Below are 16,863 nucleotides of genomic sequence, written 5' to 3'. Positions count from 1 at the left end.
CAGCAGAGGGGGATCCATGCGCCTGCCGACGACCGAACGCGATGCCTTCGAGGCCCGGCTGCAAAGCCTCTTCGGCGACAAACTCCGGCCCGTGGAGGAGTGTTTCGAGGCCATCCAGCACTTCAAGGACGGATCCTTCGCGGTGGGGCAGCTCGGGCTGATGCTCTACACCAACGGATACAACCTGCGGGGCACCAGCACCCTCCACCCCAACGGCATGGTCTTCCACGACGGGCAGAACCTCTTCGGCGTCGGCTACTTCAGCAAGGAGCAGGACGACCGCAAACACCTGCACATCGTCGCCCCCAAGGGCAGGGACCGGGTCGCCGCGGTCCGCTCGTTCATCTCCGCCACCCGCGAGGCGGGCCTGGCGCGGACCTCCGTCTACGTACGCCACCTCTCGCCCGACGACCACGCGCTGTTCCTCGCCGCGGGCTTCGAGACGGTGGCGGCCGACCCGTGGCACCCCGAGGCCCCGGAGGAGGACGAGACCTACCCCAACCGGGTCTACCGCCTGGACGAGCTGCTGGCGCAGGACGCCGACGGCCGTCTGGTGGTCAAGAACCTGGAAGGCGACGACAACCGGCGGCACAGGAACAAGAACCGGCTCGCCTACCGCCGCTTCCAGAACTTCCTGGCCCGCAACGACCATCTGGAGCTGCGGATCCGCCCGTACGGGTACGGCCCCGACGAGGCGAAGATGGCCAGGTCCGTCGTCGAGGGCTACTTCGAGGCCCGCCGGGAGCAGGGCGAGGTCGTCGGATCCACCCCGGAGGACTACGCGGCGATCGTCAACCAGCGGCCCGGAGGCCGCAACGGACACGACTACTTCGCCTACCTCGGCGTGCTGGCCCGGCAGGGCGGCGACGAGGTGCCCGTGATGTTCTTCGCGGGCGAGCGCACCGCGCCCGAGCGGGCGTCGCTGTACTGCACGATGTCGATGCGCTTCGCGGACCGGCTCAGCGACCTGTTCAAGGACGCCACGGGATTCACCGCGATACCGCAGTACATCTGGCTGACCGTGTTCAAGAAGCTGTGGGACCGCGGTATCCGCGTGGTCGACGCGGGCGGCTCCGAGGTCAAAGGCCTCGACGACCAGAAACGGCAGTTGGGCGGACGGCCCGAAAAGACCCACTGGGTCGTGGGCTGACCTCCCCGACCCGGACCTTCCCAAGTCGCGCCCAGGGGGTACGTACACATGCAATCGCGCACCACGCAGCAGGACTTCACACCCTTCGACGTCTGCGTCGTGGGGATGGGATACGTCGGCGTCACCCTCGCCGCCGCCCTCCTGTCCACCGGCAAGCGGGTCCTGGGGTACGAGAGCGACCCAGCCGTCGCGGGCGACCTGGCCCGGGGCCGGCTGCGGCTGGCCGAGCCCGGCGTCGCCGAGCTGATCGAACGAGCGGCCGCCGACGGCACGCTCGCGGTCACGGCGGACCTCGCCGGGCACCGGCTGCCACCCGTCGTCGTCATCTGCGTCGGCACACCCATCGCGCCCGGGGGCACCACCCCCGAGCTCGCCCACCTGACGGCCGCCGCCGAGGCGGTCGCGGCGGGCGCCGACGAGAACACCCTGGTGATCGTGCGCAGCACCGTCCCCGTGGGCACCACCCGCGAGCTGGTTCTGCCGGCCCTCGCCCGCCGCATACCCGAGCCGCTGCTCGCGTTCTGCCCCGAGCGGACCATCCAGGGCAAGGCGCTGGCGGAGCTGCTGTCGCTGCCGCAGATCGTCGGCGGGCTGACCGAGGAGGCGACCAAGCTGGCGGCGGGGTTCTTCACCACCGTCAGCGGGCGCGTGGTCCCCGTCTCCTCGCTGGAGGCCGCCGAGCTGGTCAAACTCGTCAACAACTGCCACACGGACCTCATCTACGGCTTCGGCAACGAGGTCGCCCTGATCGCCGAGAAGCTCGGCCTGGACGCCATGGAGGTCATCACCTCCGCCAACGCGGACTATCCGCGCCCCGACCTGAGCCGCCCCGGCTTCGTCGGCGGCAGCTGCCTCACCAAGGACCCCTATCTGCTGGCCCACTCCCTCGCCCGCCACCAGCACACCCCGCAGATGGTCATGGCGGCCCGCTCCCTCAACGAGTCGCTGCCGCGGCGGGTCGGCGAGCGCGTCCTGGACGCGCTGCGCGCCGAGGGCCAGGACCCGCGGCGATCCACCGTCCTCGTCTCCGGGTTCGCCTACAAGGGCCGCCCCGAGACGGACGACCTGCGCGGCGCCCCCTGTGTGCCGCTGCTGGAGTTCCTGCGCGGCAAGGTCGACCGCGTCCTCGGGCACGACTTCGTGATCACGCCCGACCGCATCGCGTCCCTGGGCGCGCAACCCGTCACGATCACCGAGGGGTTCACCGGCGCCCACGCCGCCATCCTGCTCAACGACCACGCCCGGTACGGAGAGTTGCCGGCCGACGAGCTCATCTCCCGGATGAGCCCGCCCGCGCTGGTGTACGACGCCTGGCGGGTGCTTCCGCAGACGACGAGGACAATGAGGCTCGGCAGTGCCTGAGAAGATCCTGATCACCGGGGGAGCGGGGTTCATCGGGCTGCACCTGGCCGCGGAACTCGCCGCCCGCCATGACGTCACCCTCCTCGACGACTTCAGCAGGGGCCGGCGCGACGCGCTGCTCGACTCCCTCCTGGAGCGCGTCACGCTCGTCGAACACGACCTGACCACCCCGATCCCCGACACCCTGCTGCCCGACGACTTCGACACCGTCCACCATCTGGCCGCCGTCGTCGGCGTGGTGCACTCCAACGAGGAACCCCAGCGGGTCCTGCGCACCAACCTGCTGTCCACCGTGCACGTCCTGGACTGGTTCACCGGGCGCCCCGGTATGTCCGGCGCCACCTTCTGTTTCGCGTCCTCCAGCGAGGCGTACGCGGGCAGCGTCGCGGCCGGCCTCGCCGCGCTGCCCACCGGCGAGGACGTCCCCCTGCTGGTCCCCGACCCCGAGGTGCCCCGCTCCTCGTACGGCTTCAGCAAGATCGCCGGGGAGCTGCTGTGCCGCACCTATGCCGGCGTCCACGGCTTCGCGTTGCGGATGGTGCGCTTCCACAACGTCTACGGACCGCGCATGGGCTACGAACACGTCATCCCGCAGTTCATCGAGCGGGTCATCGGCGGCGCCGACCCCTTCTCCGTCTACGGCGCCGACCAGACCCGGGCCTTCTGCCACGTGGACGACGCGGTGGCCGCCCTGCGCGCGCTGGCCGCCCTGCCCACCAAGGAGACCCTGCTCGTCAACATCGGCAACGACCAGGAGGAAGTCCGCATGGACGACCTCGCCCGGATGGTCTTCGAGACGGCCGGGCGCAGGCCGCGCATCGCCGCCCGGCCGGCGCCGCCCCTGTCCCCGGCGCGCCGCCTGCCCGACCTGACCCGGCTGCGCGAACTCACCGGCTACCGCCCGGCGGTCGACCTGCGCGAGGGCCTGCGCCGCACCTACGCGTGGTACGCGGACGACCTCGCCTCCCGCGAGGCGGGGCGGTGAGCGGCATGCGGGTGCGCTATGTGCACCAGGGGTACTTCCCCGCGCGGGCGGGCGCCGAGCTGATGGCCCGGTCCCTGGCCGTGGCCATGCGCCGCCGAGGCCTTGACGTGGGCCTGTACGGAAGTGAGGGGGACCCGGAGGACGCGCGGCTGATGAAGGCCGAGGGCATCGGCGTCGACCCGCTGCCGGTCCGCGACGGCGAGGAGCGCGCGGCCGACCTGGTGCACGCCGTGGACGCCTTCCAGCCCGAGAACATCCGGGCCGGGCTGCGCCTGGCGCGGTCCTGGGGCGTGCCGTTCGCCGTGACCACGGCCTCGGCGCCGGAGGTGTGGCCCGACCGCGCGGCCGTGGTGGAGGGCTGCCGCCGGGCGGACGCCGTGTTCGTCCTGACCGACGCGGAGCGCGAGATGCTGCTCGCCGAGGGCGTGGCCGACTCCGTGCTGCACCGGATCGGCCAGGGCGCCCATCTGCCGGGCACCGCCGACCCGGAGGGGTTCCGTGCCGCGCACGGCATCACCGGGCCCGTGGTGCTCTTCCTCGGCCGCAAGATGCGCTCCAAGGGGTACCGGGTGCTCCTGGACGCGACGCGGCACGTATGGGCCCGCCACCCCGAGGCGCACTTCGTCTTCCTCGGCCCGCGCTGGGACGCGGACTGCGCGGAGCGGTTCGCCGCGCACGCCGATCCCCGGATCACCGAGCTGGACCGGGTGGACGAGGACACCAAACACAGCGCCCTCGCCGCCTGCGACCTGCTCTGTCTGCCCTCGACGGCCGACGTCTTCCCGCTGGTCTTCGTGGAGGCGTGGATGTGCGGCAAGCCGGTGATCGGCTCCGCCTTCATGGGCAGCGCGGAAGTGATCGCCGACGGCCGGGACGGGCTGATCGTGGCCCCCGCCGCCCGGCCGGTCGCGGACGCGGTGAGCCGCCTGCTCGCCGACCCGGCCGAGCGGGCGCGGATGGGGCGCGAGGGCCGGCAGCGGGCGCGCCGCGAGCTCACCTGGGACGCGGTCGCCGCGCAGGTGCACCGCGTCTACACCGAACTGGTCCCGGCCCGGAGTTGAGCGGAGGCAGTCCCGTGAAAGCAGTCGTACTGGCCGGCGGCGAGGGGCGGCGCCTGAGGCCCGCCACCTTCACCGTCCCCAAACCCCTCATCGAGGTCGACGGCACCCCGATCCTGCACCTCATCCTGCGGCAGCTCCAGAGCGCCGGATTCACCCAGGTCACGCTCTCGCTGGGCTACCGCGCCCAACTGATCGAGGCCAGCTTCGACGGCCCCCACTGGGCGGGTCTCGACCTGCGCTTCTCACTGGAGCACGAACCACTGGGCACCGCCGGACCGCTGGGCCTGCTCGCGCCGCTGGAGGACTCCACCCTGGTGATGAACGCGGACCTGCTCACCGACATCGACTTCGCCGACCTGTTCAGGCGGCACAAGAAGTCCGAGGCGGCGGCGACGATCGCCCTGGTGCCGCGCCATGTCGACCTCGCCCACGGCGTGGTGGAACTGGACGGCGAGAACCGGGTGGCCGGCTTCCGGGAGAAACCGAGGATGAGCTTCCTGGCCAGCAGCGGCATCTACGTCCTGGAGCCCTCGGTGCTGCGCCTGCTGCCCCGGCGTACCCGCTACGACATGCCGGCGCTGCTCAAGGACGCCGCCGCCCGGGGCGAGCGCGTCGAGGGCCATGTCCTCGACGCCGCCTGGCACGACATCGGCACCCCCGAACAGCTCGCGGCCGCCGACGCCGCGCTCCGCGCCGACCGGGCGCGCTATCTGGGCGCCTTCGAACAGCACGGCCCCGGCGGCGGCACGAACTCCGCGGAGGAGGCGGTGCGCGGATGACCGACTGGAAGATCCCCCTGTACGCCCCGAGCACCGGCGCCGCCGAGGCGCACGCCGTCGCCGAGGTGCTGCGCGCGAACTGGCTGTCCGTGGGCCGGGTGACCCAGGACTTCGAGGAGCGCTACGCGGCCGCCCTGGGAGTCGAGGACGCGGTCGCGGTCAGCAGCGGGACCGCCGCGTTGCACCTGGCCGTCCTGGCCCTGGGCATCGGCCCCGGTGACGAGGTCGTCCTGCCGTCGCTGAGCTTCGTCTCGGCCGCCGCCGTCATCGCCCTGTGCGGGGCCACCCCGGTGTTCGCCGAGGTGAGCGGCGCCCATGACCTGGGTGTGGACCCGGCGGACGTGGCCGCCCGGATCACTGCCCGTACCCGGGCCGTGGTGGCCGTCCACTACGGCGGCCACGCGGCCGACCTGCCGGCCCTGACCGAGCTAGCCCGGCGGCACGGCCTGGCCCTCATCGAGGACGCCGCGCACGCCCCGGCCACCAAGACCGCGTACGGCGTCCTGGGCACGGTCGGCGACATCGGCTGCTACAGCTTCTTCGCCACCAAGAACCTCGCCATGGGGGAGGGCGGTGCCGTCGTCGCCCGCGACCCCGCGGTGCGCGCCCGGATCAGGGCGCTGCGCTCGCACGCGCTGACCGTGGGCGCCGAGCAGCGCCACCGCGGCGGGCCCTCGGCGTACGACGTGGACGGGTTCGGCCTCAACTACCGCCCCACCGAGATCGCCTGCGCCCTCGGGCGCGTCCAGCTGGAGGCCCTGGCCGAGCGCCGGGTGCTGCGCCAGGAGGCGGTGCGGGCCTATCGCACGCTGCTGTCGGGGCTGCCCGGCCTGGAAGTGCCCTTCGCCGACCGCCCGGTGGAGGAGGGCGCGCACCACCTGTTCCCGGTCGTCCTGCCCGAGGGGCTCGACCGGGAGGGCCTCCAGGCGGGGCTGCGGGCGGCCGGTGTCCAGAGCGGGGTGCACTACCCGCCCACCCATCTGTTCACCGCCTACCGCGAACGCTTCGGCACGCGCCCCGGCAGCCTCCCGGTCACCGAGAGCGTCGCCGCCCGCCAGCTGTCGCTGCCGCTGCACGCCGCGACCACGCTCCAGGACGTGCGCCATGTGGCCGAGGCGGTGAGCCGGACATGGCCGCACCAGCCGTGAGCACCGCCCGGGGCACCTCTCTCGTCGACGGGGTGCCGCACCGCGACGGACGCCCGTTCTTCTGCGTCGGCGTCAACTACTTCCCCTCGCGCGCGGGTTGCGACATGTGGCGGGACTGGGACCCGGCGGTCCTGGACGCCGACTTCGCCAGGATGGCCGCGCTCGGCTTCAACACCGTGCGGATCTTCACCTTCTGGGCCGACTTCGAGCCCACCGAGGGCGGCTACGACCCGAGGATGACCGCCCGGCTGCGGGAGCTGGCCGCCCTGGCGCACCGGCACCACCTGCTGGTGCTGCCCTCGCTGCTGACGATCTGGATGAACGGGCAGCTCTTCGACCCGCCGTGGCGGGCCGGCCGGGACCTGTGGCGCGACCCGGACATGGCGGAGCGCCAGCGCGCCTTCGTCCGGCATGTCGCGGGCGCGCTGCGCGACGCGCCCAACATCCTCGCGTACGACATCGGCGACGAGATCCCGCACGTCGACCCGGCCGCCTCCCACTCCCTGGACGCACCTGAGGTGCGGGCGTGGTGGGACGGCCTCGCCGCGGCGATCCGGGCGGCGGACCCGGGCGCGCTGGTGCTCCAGGCCAACGAGGGCTCGGCGGTCTTCGGCGACCACGCCTTCCGGCCCGAGCACGCCCGTCCGCTGGACCTGGTCGCGCTGCACGGCTTCCCGCTGTGGACCCCGTTCCACATCGAGTCGGCCGCCGCCGTCAAGGCCACCGCCTATCTGCCGTATCTGGTGCGGCGCGGGCGGGCGCACGCCCCGGTGCTCGTCGACGAGATGGGCAGCTACGGCTGCGACGAGGCCACCGCGGCCCGCTACCTCCGGGCCGCGGCCCACAGCGCCTTCGCCGCGGGCGCGGTGGGCATCTGCGTGTGGTGCTGGCAGGACTTCACCTCGGAGAGCAAGCCGTACGCGCTGCGGCCCGGCGAACGCTTCGTGGGGCTGCTGGACATGGACGGCCGCGAGAAGCCCGCCCTGGACGTCTTCCGCGGCTTCGCGCGCCGGGTGACCGGGGAACTCGCCGGCTTCCGCCCGCTGCCCGCCAAGGTGGGCGTGTTCCTGCCGGAGCGGACCGGCGACCACGACGGAGGCTATCTGGCGTCCGGGTCGGACACCGAGACCGCCGCCTTCTACGCCCACTGCCTGCTCCAACAGGCCCATCTGCCCTACGAGTTCATCGGGGCCGAGGACCTGGAGCGGTACGCGATGGTGATCTGCCCCTCCGTACGGCCGCTGCCCCTGGCCGCGCAGCGGCGGCTCGGCGAGTACACGGTCGCGGGCGGGGTGCTGCTGTACTCCACCGGCGACCTGCTGGGCCCGGCGGGTCTGGAGGAGCTCTTCGGCGTACGCGTCCGGGACTTCACCCAGGACCCGGCCGAGCAGGATCGCTTCACCTGGGCCGACACGCCCTTCCCGGTGCACTGGCCCGCCGGGCCGGTCCCCGTGGTCGACAGCACGATCGCCGAGACGCTCGCCCGCTACCCCAACGGCACGCCCGCCCTGACCCGCCAGCAGCGCGGCGGCGGCGTCGCCTACTTCCTCAACGCGCCGCTGGAGGCCCTGCTGAACGCGCCCTACCGGCTCCAGGAGACGCGCTGGCACCGGCTGTACGCGGCGATCGGCGAGAAGGAGGGGATACGGCCCGAGCTGTTCGCGGACGAGCCGCTGGTGGAGACGACCGTCCTGGCGCGCGGCGACGAACGCTGCGGAGTGGTCGTCAACCACGCCACCGCGCCCGTGACGACGACGGTGTACCGCACGACGCCGTCCGGAGACCCGCGCGCGGAGCGGCACCTGAGCCTGGAGCCCAAGGGCGTCGCGTTCGTGCGCTGGCAGAGCGGGCCGCACCCCGCCACGGACGCCGGACCCGGCCGGGACGGCGAGAAATGATCATCGACGCGCATGTCCACGCCGGTGAGTACTACCGCCACTTCACCGCCCGGTTCGCCGACCAGATGATGGCCACCACCGGGCTGCCCCCCGAGGCGCTGTCCGCGCCGGAGGACAAGCTGCTGGCGGAGATGGACGCCGCCGGGGTGGACCACGCCTTCCTGCTCGCCTTCGACGTCCGGCGGGTGGAGGGCTTCTCGGTGCCGAACACGTTCGTCGCCGACCTGTGCGCCCGCCACCCCGAGCGGTTCACCGGCTTCGCCTCGGTCGACGCGGGGCGGCCCGGCGCCGCCGAGGAGCTGCGCCACGCCGTGACCGAACTGGGCCTGCGCGGGCTGAAGACGGCCCCCTGCTATCTGCGGATGTCCCCGGCCGACCCCCGCTGGTTCGAGGTGTACGAGACCGCCCAGGAGCTGGGCGTTCCCGTCCTCGTCCACACCGGCTACACCCCCGCGAAGAACGCCGACGCCCGCTACTTCTCCCCCCTGCTCCTCGAGCCGGTCGCCAAGGAGTTCCCGGAGCTGCGCCTCATCCTGGCGCACCTGGGCACCCCGTGGACGACCCCGTGCATCGACCTGCTCTCCCGCCATCCCCAGCTGTACGCGGACCTGTCGATCTTCGGCACCTACCAGTCGCCGCCCACGGTCGCCGCCGCGCTCGCCCACGCCCGCGTGCGGGGAGTGCTGGACCGTCTGCTGTGGGGCACCGACTTCCCCTTCGCCACCATGTCCGCAGCCGTGGCCCGGATGGCCCGGCTCACCACCGACGCCACGCCGTGGCCGTCGGGCAGCGCCCCGCTGACACCCGACGAGCACCGGGCGCTCATGGGCGGCACCGCCGCACGACTGACCCAGAAATGAGGAGACGGTGGCCTTCATCCAGGGATACGAATTCGACGCCATGTCCCGCCGCCCGCTGTACGGGGACGTGACCCAGCGGCTCGTCGACCTGTGCGCGTGCGCCCCGGGCAGCGTCGTCGCCGACGTCGGCTGCGGATCGGGGCTCGCCACCGAGCTGCTCCTCGAGCGGTTCCCGCAGCTCGGCTCCGTCGTCGGCATCGACCCCTCCGACCACGAACTGGCCCTGGCCAAGGAGCGCCTGGGCCACCACCCCCGGGCCCGCTTCGTCACCGGCCGGGCCCAGGACGTGGGCGCCGTCGTCGGACCGGTGGACGCCGTGGTGCTCAGCAACGTCATGCACCAGATCCCCCGCGCCGAGCGCCACTCGGTGCTGCGCGGCTGCCACGACCTGCTCGCGCCCGGCGGCAGGCTCGCCCTGAACACGCTGTTCTACGAGGGCGCCGTGCTGCCCGAGAGCCGCCGCTTCTACGCCGCGTGGCTGCACGCCACCCGTACCTGGCTGCGCGGCCGCGGCGGTGACCTGGTCCTGGAGCGCGAGGCGCCCGTCGCGCTGGAGACGCTGACCCCGGGCGACCACGAAGCCCTCATGGCCGAGGCGGGCTTCGCCGACGTCCGGTCCGAGGAGGACGTCTACGCCTGGACCCTGGAGGACTGGCAGGCGCTGTGCGGCTACTCGATCTTCGTGGAGGGCGCCACGGGGCTGACGGACGTGGACCTCGGCTCCCGGGCGCTGACGGCCGCCCTGCACACCGTCTTCCGCGACCTGGGACTGAGCAGCGTGCCCCGGCGCTGGCTGTTCGTGCACGGCACGAGGCAGCGGTGACCGCGGCGACCCGGCCCGCGGTGGGCGCCGCCACCGGGCCGCTCTCCCACGCCCAGTCGGGCATGTGGTTCCTGGAGCGGCGCGCGGGCACCACGCTGTACGCCGAACCGCTGACCTTCCGCCTGGTGGGCGAGCTGGACGTGCCCGCCCTGCACGGCGCCGTGGAGGAGGTGGTGCGCCGCCACGACGCGCTGCGCACCCGCTTCACCGTGGTGGACGGGTTGCCGCGCCAGCATGTCGTGGCCGACGCGACGGTGCCGATGGCCCGGATCGACCTGGCGTATCTGCCCCCGGCCCGGGGCCTGCGACAGGCCGAGCGGCTGCTGCGCGCCGAGCTGGGCCGGCCCTTCGACCTCGCCGTGGGGCCGCCCGCGCGGGTCACGCTGATCCGGCTCGCCCCGCGCGAACACGTCTTCCGCCTCACCCTGCACCATCTGGTGTGCGACGCCTGGTCGTGGTGGATGGTCGTCCTGCGCGAGCTGGAGCAGCTCTACACCCGGCGCGTCCTTGGCACCCACGCGCCCCTGGAGCCCGTCCGCACCCACTACGCGGACTTCGTCGACTGGCAGGCCCGCTGGCTGGAGAGCCCCGCGCACACCCGCCAGCTCGCCCACTGGCGCCGGGCCCTCGACGGGGTCGCCCCGCTGCCCGAGCTCGCCCTGGCCCGGACGACCGCGCCCGTACCGCACACCGCGTCCGCGACCGAGTGGGCGGCCTTCCCACAGCCGCTGTACGACCGGCTGCGCGCCCTGGGCCGCCGCGAACACGTCACCCTGTACATGCTGCTGCTGACGGCCTTCACCAGGGTGCTGCGCCGCCATGTGCCGGGCGACGACATCCTGGTCGGCACCCGGGGAGGCTTCCGCAGCCGTCCCGAGTTCGAGAAGACGGTGGGCCTGTTCGTCAACATGCTCCCCATCCGCACCCGGGTCGCCGAGAACACCGGCTTCCGCGAGCTGCTGCCCCAGGTGCGCGACACCCTCCTCGCCACCTACCTCAACCGCGACCTGCCCTTCGAGCGCCTGGTGGCGGAGCTGGGCCTGCGCCGGGCCGGGCTGCGGCCGGTGGTCAACGTGTGCGTCTCCTTCCAGACCACCCCCGAGGTCATGCCGCGGCTGCCGGGTCTGGACGTCACGCTGCTCAACCACGACCCGTACTCGCCCTTCGACCTCGACCTCGGCTTCTACACCGAGGACGGCGGGCTGCGCGCCCTGATGATCTACAACCCGGGCCGCTACACCCGCGACGCGGTACGGCACCTGCTCGACGCACTGCGCCGGGAGCTGTCGGACGCCACCCGCCCGCCCGGACCCGTCCGCGCCGACGACGACGAGGAGACCCCCTCATGAGGGCTTTGCAGTGGCACGGCGCCCACCGGGTGGCCCTGACCGAGGACGCCCCGCCGCCGCGCGTCGAGGCGCCGGAGGACGCGGTCGTACGGGTCGTCCGCAGCGCGATCTGCGGCACCGATCTGCACCCCTACCGGGGCGAGATCGCCTCCTTCACCCCGGGCACCGTCACCGGCCACGAGTTCACCGGGGTCGTCGAGGCCGTCGGGCCGCAGGTGCGCGGTCTGCGGCCGGGGCAGCGGGTCGTGGCCTCGGACATCATCGCCTGCGGCCGCTGCTGGTGGTGCCGCCGGGGCGCCCACTACCAGTGCGAGCAGGTGGGGCTGTTCGGCTACGACACGGTCGTGGGCGCGCGCCCGTACGGGGGCGGCCACGCCGAGCTCGTCCGCGTCCCGTTCGCCGACGTGGTCCTCTTCCCGGTCCCCGACGACGTCGGCGACGAGCGGGCGCTGTTCATCGGGGACGCGCTGGCCACCGGGTACGCCTGCGCGCTGGGCGGCGAGGTGCGGCCCGGAGACACCGTCGCGGTGATCGGGTGCGGCGCGGTGGGCCTGCTGGCCGCCGAGGCCGCCCGGCTGCTGGGAGCCGCCCGGATCCTGGCCGTCGATCCCGTCGCCGCCCGCCGCAAAGCGGCCGCCGAACGCGGTGCCCACGCCCTGGCCCCCGGGGACGGCCTTTCGGAACAGGTACGCGAACTGACCCGGGGACGCGGCGCCGACGCCGTGCTGGAGGCGGTCGGCACGGACGCCGCCCTGCTGAGCGCGCTGGAGATCGTACGGCCGCGCGGCGTGGTGTGCGCGGTCGGCGCCCACGCGTCCACCGCGATGCCGCTGCCGACGGTCATCGCCTTCGCCAAGGAGGTGACCCTGCGGTTCGCCGTCGGCGACCCCATCGCCACCCGTGAGCCGCTGATGGAACTCGTCCGACAGGGCCGCGTCGACCCGTCCTTCGTCATCACCCACCGCCTCCCGCTCACCGAAGCCCCCGAAGCCTTCCGGCTGTTCGACGCGGGCGAGGCCATCAAGGTGGTGCTCGTCCCGTGACCGCCCGGCTCCCGGCGCCCCCGCCCGTCCCGGATCCGCTGATGAGCACCGTCCACCGCCTCGTCGAGGACCGCGCGGCGCACACACCGGACGCCGACGCCGTGCTGAGCGGGACCGAACGCCTCAGCTACGCCGAGCTGGACCTGCGGGCCGAACGCCTCGCCCACCGGCTGCGCCACCGCGGAGTGGGCCCCGAGGTTCCGGTGGGCGTACATCTGACGCGCTCGCCCGAACTGGCGGTGGCTCTCCTGGCGGTGCTCAAGGCGGGCGGCGCCTGCCTCCCGCTGGACCCCGCCCATCCGCCGGGCCGACTGGCCCAAGCGCTGCGCGACGCCGACGCCCCGTTGGTCCTGAGCCGACGCACACTGGCGACGGGCCTGGGTGCGCACACGGCCACCGTCCTGTACCTGGACGAGGAAAGTGACGAGCCGTCAACCAGTGAGCGGCAGGCCGGGCGTCCGGCCACGGGGGCCGTCGCCGGACCACCGTCCGCACGCCGCCTCGCATGGATCTCGTACACCTCCGGCTCCACCGGCCGGCCCAAACCCGTGGGCCTCGAACACGGGCCGCTCGCCAACCTCGCCGTACAGATCGGCCGTCGGCTGGAGCTGGCCCCCGACGACCGCGTCCTCCAGTTCGCCTCCGTCGGCTTCTCCGTGGCCGCCGAGGAGATCTTCTCGACCTGGGCCGCCGGAGCGTGCCTGGTCATCGACCCCGACGACGCCCTCGCCGACAGCGCGGGGCTGCTCACCGCCGTGGAGAAGCACGCCGTCACCGTCCTCCAGCTCACCCCGGCCGTGTGGCACGAGTGGCTGCGTGAGCTGAGTGGGGACGGCACCCTGCGCCCGCCCGCCTCGCTGCGGCTGCTCGTGGTGGGCAGCGAGCAGGCCGCGCCCGACCGGGCGGCGGACTGGCTGGCCACGGGGGTGCGCCTGGTGCACGAGTACGGTGCCACCGAGGGCACGGTGTCCCAGCTGCTGTACGAGCCCGAGGTGCCCCCGGCCGAGCTGAGGAGCTGGCAGCGCCTGCCCATCGGCACCCCGCTGCCGGGTGTCCGCGTCCACATCCTCGACGCGCGGCGCCGACCGGTCGCCCCGGGCGAACCCGGCGAGCTGTACCTCGCCGGAGACACCCTGGCACGCGGCTACCTGGGCCGGCCGGCGCTGACGGCCGAGCGCTTTTTGCCCGATCCGTTCACCGGGCGCCCCGGCGCGCGGATGTACCGCACGGGTGACCTCGTACGCCAACGTCCGGACGGCAACCTGGAGTTCCTGGGGCGCGTCGACCACCAGATCACCCTGCGGGGCCTGCGCATCGAGCCGGGTGAGGTGGAGGCGGCGATCGGCCGGTACCCCGGTGTCACCGAAAGCGCCGTGCTGGCCCGCACCACGCCACGGGGGGACGACCAGCTGTGCGCGGGCGTGGTGTGGGAGGAGGAGCCCGACGAGCCGGGGCTGCGCGCCCACCTGCGGGCCGCGCTGCCGCCCGCGCTCGTCCCCGCCCGTCTGCTGGCCCTGCCCGAACTGCCGCTCACTCACCACGGCAAGGTGGACCGCCGGGCCCTGCGGGCCATGCGCTGGGACCTGGACGCCGTCGACTCGCGGGGCGACGCGCCGCGCACGCCGCTGGAGGCCGCCCTCGCCGCACTCTGGGCCTGGGCCCTCGGCGTGCCCCGGATCGGGCTCGACGACAGCCTCTTCGACCGGGGCGGCGACTCCCTGACCGCCACCCGGCTGGCGGCCCAGCTGCGCGAGGTGCTGACGGCGGACGTACGGCAGCGGACCGTCTTCGACGCGCCGACCGTACGGGCCATGGCCGAGGTGATCTCGCGACAGCGCGGCCACGCTCACGCCCCCCGCGACGGGGCGGATACGTGCGAGGACGCCCCGCTGACGTCGGCGCAGTGGCGGATGTGGCTGCACCACCGCAGAGACCCGAAGAGCGCGGCGTACCACGAGCCCGTGGCTCTGCGGCTGCGCGGCCCGCTCGACCCCGACCACCTCGTACGGGCCCTGCGCCGCACGGTCGGGCGGCACGCCGCCCTGCGTACCACCATCGCCACGACGGCGGGTCAGCCGCTCCAGCGGGTCGCGCCGCCCGCCACCGCGGAGACGTTCCCCGTGGCCCGGCGCGATGTGAGTGGCCACGGTGAGGGTGAACTGACGGAATTCTTGAGGGAGTTGGCGGTCGCCCCCTTCGACCTGCGGCGCGGCCCCCTGATCCGCGCCCACCTCCTCCGGCTCGCGTCCGACGAACACGTCCTCGTGCTGGTCCTGCACCACATCGTCTTCGACGGCTGGTCGATGGACGTGCTCTTCCGTGATCTGGCGGCCTTCCACGACGAGGCCGTGACGGGGGTGGCCACGGCGCTGCCGCCGCTGCCCTCCCCGTCGTACGGAGGCCCCGCCCCCCGTGCCGGCGAGCAGCGCGCCTACTGGAAACGGCAGTTGGAGGGTGCTGCGCCCGTCACCAGGCTGCCTGTCACCCGGCTGCCCGCCGGCCGCCGTACCTCCCGATCGGGCACGGTCAGCTGCCCGTTCACCGTCCCGGCCGCCACCGCCGCGCGCCTGCGGGAGCTGGCCGCCGAGGAGGGCGCCACGCCGTTCATGGTGTTGCTCGCCCTGTTCAAGGCGCTCGTCCACCGAACCTCCGGCGCCCGGGACGTCGTGGTGGGGACGCTGCTGGCGGGCCGGGACGAGCCCGGCACCGCCGACCTGATCGGCCTGTTCACGCACACCGTCCCGCTGCGCACGCGGGTGCCCGAGGGGACCACGGCCCGTCAGCTCGTGCGGCGGGTGCGGGAGACGGTGCTGGGCGCGGTGGCCCATCAGGAGGTGCCGTTCGAGGACATCGTGGCGGACCTGGGCCCGCCCCGGGACCCCCGGCACAACCCCGTGTTCCAGATGGTGTTCTGCCAGGGGGCCGCGTCCGCCGCCGCCCCGAGGCTGCACGGCCTGACGGTGACGCCGGTGGAGGTCGCCGTGCCCTTCGCCAAGTTCGACGTCACCGTCATGGTCGAGGAGGACGGGCAGGGCCGGTACACCATCGACCTCGCCTACGACCTGGCGCTCTACGACGAGAGCACTGCTCACAGCCACACGGCGGCGTTCCGGGCGCTGCTGGAAGCCGCCGTGGACCGGCCGGAAGCGGTGGTGTAGATGACGGCCACCGCGACGAGAGCGCGCGCCCCCTAGCGGCGGGCTGCCTTCCGCAGATTCCCTCGACGACCGCCGCCTTCCCGTGCGGCCCTTCCACGGCACAGCCGCCCCAAAACGGCGGCGGCGCCGACCCGCGCAGACGCCATCCGACCCCTTGGGGGAGACGTGTCCACAGAATCGACCGCCCGCATCACCGCAACCCCGGACGACGCCACCGCGCCGAACACCGCCGCAGCGCGGACACCCGAGGCCGCACCGGCCCGCGTGGCCGAATCGGTCCGCCGGATCTGGGCCGAACTCCTCCAGATCGACCCCGAGGCGATCGACGTCCGCCACAGCGACTTCTTCGAGCTCGGCGGCTATTCGCTGCTCGCGCTCCAGGCCATCGGCAGGCTGCTGGAGGAGCGCGGCTACGACGAGGTCGAGGCGGCGGAGCTGGAGGGTGCGCTGCTGAACCGCCTCTTCGAGGATCCCACGGCCCTGGCCCAGGCGGAGTGCCTGCTGTCCGCACAGACCGACGGGGCACCGACCGTATGACAGCCGCCGACTGCCGGAGCGCGAGGTTTGCACCCCGGTGCGCGGCGGCGGAAACGCGGCCGGCTCTGGCGCTGTCGACAGCGCCAGAGCCGCCGTAGGCTCGTACGCACGAGCGCACGTGTCAAGTGACCAGTCCTGGGGGTGGGTTGACGTGCTGTACGCATTCGGCTTCGAGCGGGTCGGCGTCGTGGTGAGCGACCTCTACTTCATCGATCCGCACCCGTCGCCCGGCCAGGAGACCCCCGAGCGCGGGGTGCGGCTGGAGCTGCGGGTCCTGGAACCCGGCGAGCTGACCGGCACCATCTACGCCGCCCGGCCCATCACCGTCGGCCGCCCCCTGTGGCGGGTGGACCTCCTCCAGGACGCGGACGCGGCCCCGCGCACCTTCGACCGTACCCACCACCACCCGGACTTCAACGGCTGGGACCCCTGCCCACGGGTCTTCGTCGACGAGCTCACCCGCGACCCGCTGGCGTGGCTGAGTGGCAAACTCACCAACGCCGCCCAGCTGTTGAAGGAGACCGGCATCGCACCGGACGACATCACGGCGGCCGACGCGGACGCTCTGCGCACGGCGGCGCCCGAGATCGTGGACACCGTCCGCCGGCTCCTGGAGCGGGTGTGGTCCGGCGAACTCGGCCGCCCGCCGGCCCAGGCGGGCCCGGACGCCACCGGCGTGCGCGTCAGCTGGCTGTGAAGGGCGGCGGGCA

Annotated in this window: 14 protein-coding genes; all 14 read left to right on the top strand. The window is 73.6% G+C overall.

Annotation, left to right across the window (positions count from 1 at the left end; all coding sequences use genetic code 11):
• Positions 1-16: 16 nt before the first annotated feature.
• Positions 17-1,150, top strand: coding sequence for a hypothetical protein (locus ABD236_RS07550; RefSeq protein WP_344071555.1), 1,134 nt, complete (start codon positions 17-19; stop codon positions 1,148-1,150).
• Positions 1,151-1,198: 48 nt separating this feature from the next.
• On the top strand, positions 1,199-2,512 hold the full coding sequence (locus tag ABD236_RS07545) for a nucleotide sugar dehydrogenase (protein WP_344071553.1): 1,314 nt from the start codon (positions 1,199-1,201) through the stop codon (positions 2,510-2,512).
• Positions 2,505-3,497 carry an NAD-dependent epimerase/dehydratase family protein gene (locus ABD236_RS07540; RefSeq protein WP_344071552.1) on the top strand — a complete coding sequence of 331 codons (993 nt, stop codon included), beginning with the start codon at positions 2,505-2,507 and terminating at the stop codon, positions 3,495-3,497. The genes ABD236_RS07545 and ABD236_RS07540 overlap by 8 nt, the downstream gene beginning before the upstream one ends.
• A 5-nt stretch (positions 3,498-3,502) precedes the next feature.
• Positions 3,503-4,558, top strand: a complete 1,056-nt coding sequence (locus ABD236_RS07535; RefSeq protein WP_344072242.1) for a glycosyltransferase family 4 protein — start codon at positions 3,503-3,505, stop codon at positions 4,556-4,558.
• Positions 4,559-4,572: 14 nt separating this feature from the next.
• Positions 4,573-5,337, top strand: a complete 765-nt coding sequence (locus tag ABD236_RS07530; protein ID WP_344071550.1) for a nucleotidyltransferase family protein — start codon at positions 4,573-4,575, stop codon at positions 5,335-5,337.
• Positions 5,334-6,485: a DegT/DnrJ/EryC1/StrS family aminotransferase gene (locus ABD236_RS07525; protein ID WP_344071549.1), complete on the top strand. Its 1,152-nt coding sequence runs from the start codon at positions 5,334-5,336 to the stop codon at positions 6,483-6,485. Before ABD236_RS07530 ends, ABD236_RS07525 begins: the two co-directional genes overlap by 4 nt.
• Positions 6,467-8,383, top strand: a complete 1,917-nt coding sequence (locus ABD236_RS07520; RefSeq protein ID WP_344071548.1) for a beta-galactosidase trimerization domain-containing protein — start codon at positions 6,467-6,469, stop codon at positions 8,381-8,383. The genes ABD236_RS07525 and ABD236_RS07520 overlap by 19 nt, the downstream gene beginning before the upstream one ends.
• Positions 8,380-9,243 carry an amidohydrolase family protein gene (locus tag ABD236_RS07515; protein ID WP_344071547.1) on the top strand — a complete coding sequence of 288 codons (864 nt, stop codon included), beginning with the start codon at positions 8,380-8,382 and terminating at the stop codon, positions 9,241-9,243. Before ABD236_RS07520 ends, ABD236_RS07515 begins: the two co-directional genes overlap by 4 nt.
• Before the next feature lie 7 nt (positions 9,244-9,250).
• Complete coding sequence (locus tag ABD236_RS07510; RefSeq protein ID WP_344071546.1) at positions 9,251-10,066, top strand: class I SAM-dependent methyltransferase; 816 nt, start codon at positions 9,251-9,253, stop codon at positions 10,064-10,066.
• Positions 10,063-11,415, top strand: coding sequence for a condensation domain-containing protein (locus ABD236_RS07505; protein ID WP_344071545.1), 1,353 nt, complete (start codon positions 10,063-10,065; stop codon positions 11,413-11,415). Before ABD236_RS07510 ends, ABD236_RS07505 begins: the two co-directional genes overlap by 4 nt.
• Positions 11,412-12,458: an alcohol dehydrogenase catalytic domain-containing protein gene (locus ABD236_RS07500; protein ID WP_344071543.1), complete on the top strand. Its 1,047-nt coding sequence runs from the start codon at positions 11,412-11,414 to the stop codon at positions 12,456-12,458. The genes ABD236_RS07505 and ABD236_RS07500 overlap by 4 nt, the downstream gene beginning before the upstream one ends.
• Positions 12,455-15,616, top strand: a complete 3,162-nt coding sequence (locus tag ABD236_RS07495) for an amino acid adenylation domain-containing protein (RefSeq protein ID WP_344071542.1) — start codon at positions 12,455-12,457, stop codon at positions 15,614-15,616. Before ABD236_RS07500 ends, ABD236_RS07495 begins: the two co-directional genes overlap by 4 nt.
• A 165-nt stretch (positions 15,617-15,781) precedes the next feature.
• Positions 15,782-16,153, top strand: coding sequence for an acyl carrier protein (locus tag ABD236_RS07490; protein ID WP_344071541.1), 372 nt, complete (start codon positions 15,782-15,784; stop codon positions 16,151-16,153).
• Between the two features lie 151 nt (positions 16,154-16,304).
• Positions 16,305-16,850 carry a hypothetical protein gene (locus ABD236_RS07485; protein ID WP_344071540.1) on the top strand — a complete coding sequence of 182 codons (546 nt, stop codon included), beginning with the start codon at positions 16,305-16,307 and terminating at the stop codon, positions 16,848-16,850.
• Positions 16,851-16,863 lie beyond the last annotated feature (13 nt).

It is taken from the genome of Streptomyces crystallinus (assembly GCF_039521265.1).
Taxonomy (GTDB): domain Bacteria; phylum Actinomycetota; class Actinomycetes; order Streptomycetales; family Streptomycetaceae; genus Streptomyces; species Streptomyces crystallinus.
The sequence above is the reverse complement of the archived record's forward strand: the minus strand, read 5'-3'. Positions and strand labels throughout refer to the sequence as shown.

Coding starts and splice junctions, on each gene's coding strand:
- ABD236_RS07515 (WP_344071547.1), top strand. CDS start 8,380: ATGATCATCGACGCGCATGTCCACGCCGGTGAGTACTACCGCCACTTC.
- ABD236_RS07550 (WP_344071555.1), top strand. CDS start 17: ATGCGCCTGCCGACGACCGAACGCGATGCCTTCGAGGCCCGGCTGCAA.
- ABD236_RS07520 (WP_344071548.1), top strand. CDS start 6,467: ATGGCCGCACCAGCCGTGAGCACCGCCCGGGGCACCTCTCTCGTCGAC.
- ABD236_RS07525 (WP_344071549.1), top strand. CDS start 5,334: ATGACCGACTGGAAGATCCCCCTGTACGCCCCGAGCACCGGCGCCGCC.
- ABD236_RS07535 (WP_344072242.1), top strand. CDS start 3,503: ATGCGGGTGCGCTATGTGCACCAGGGGTACTTCCCCGCGCGGGCGGGC.
- ABD236_RS07545 (WP_344071553.1), top strand. CDS start 1,199: ATGCAATCGCGCACCACGCAGCAGGACTTCACACCCTTCGACGTCTGC.
- ABD236_RS07500 (WP_344071543.1), top strand. CDS start 11,412: ATGAGGGCTTTGCAGTGGCACGGCGCCCACCGGGTGGCCCTGACCGAG.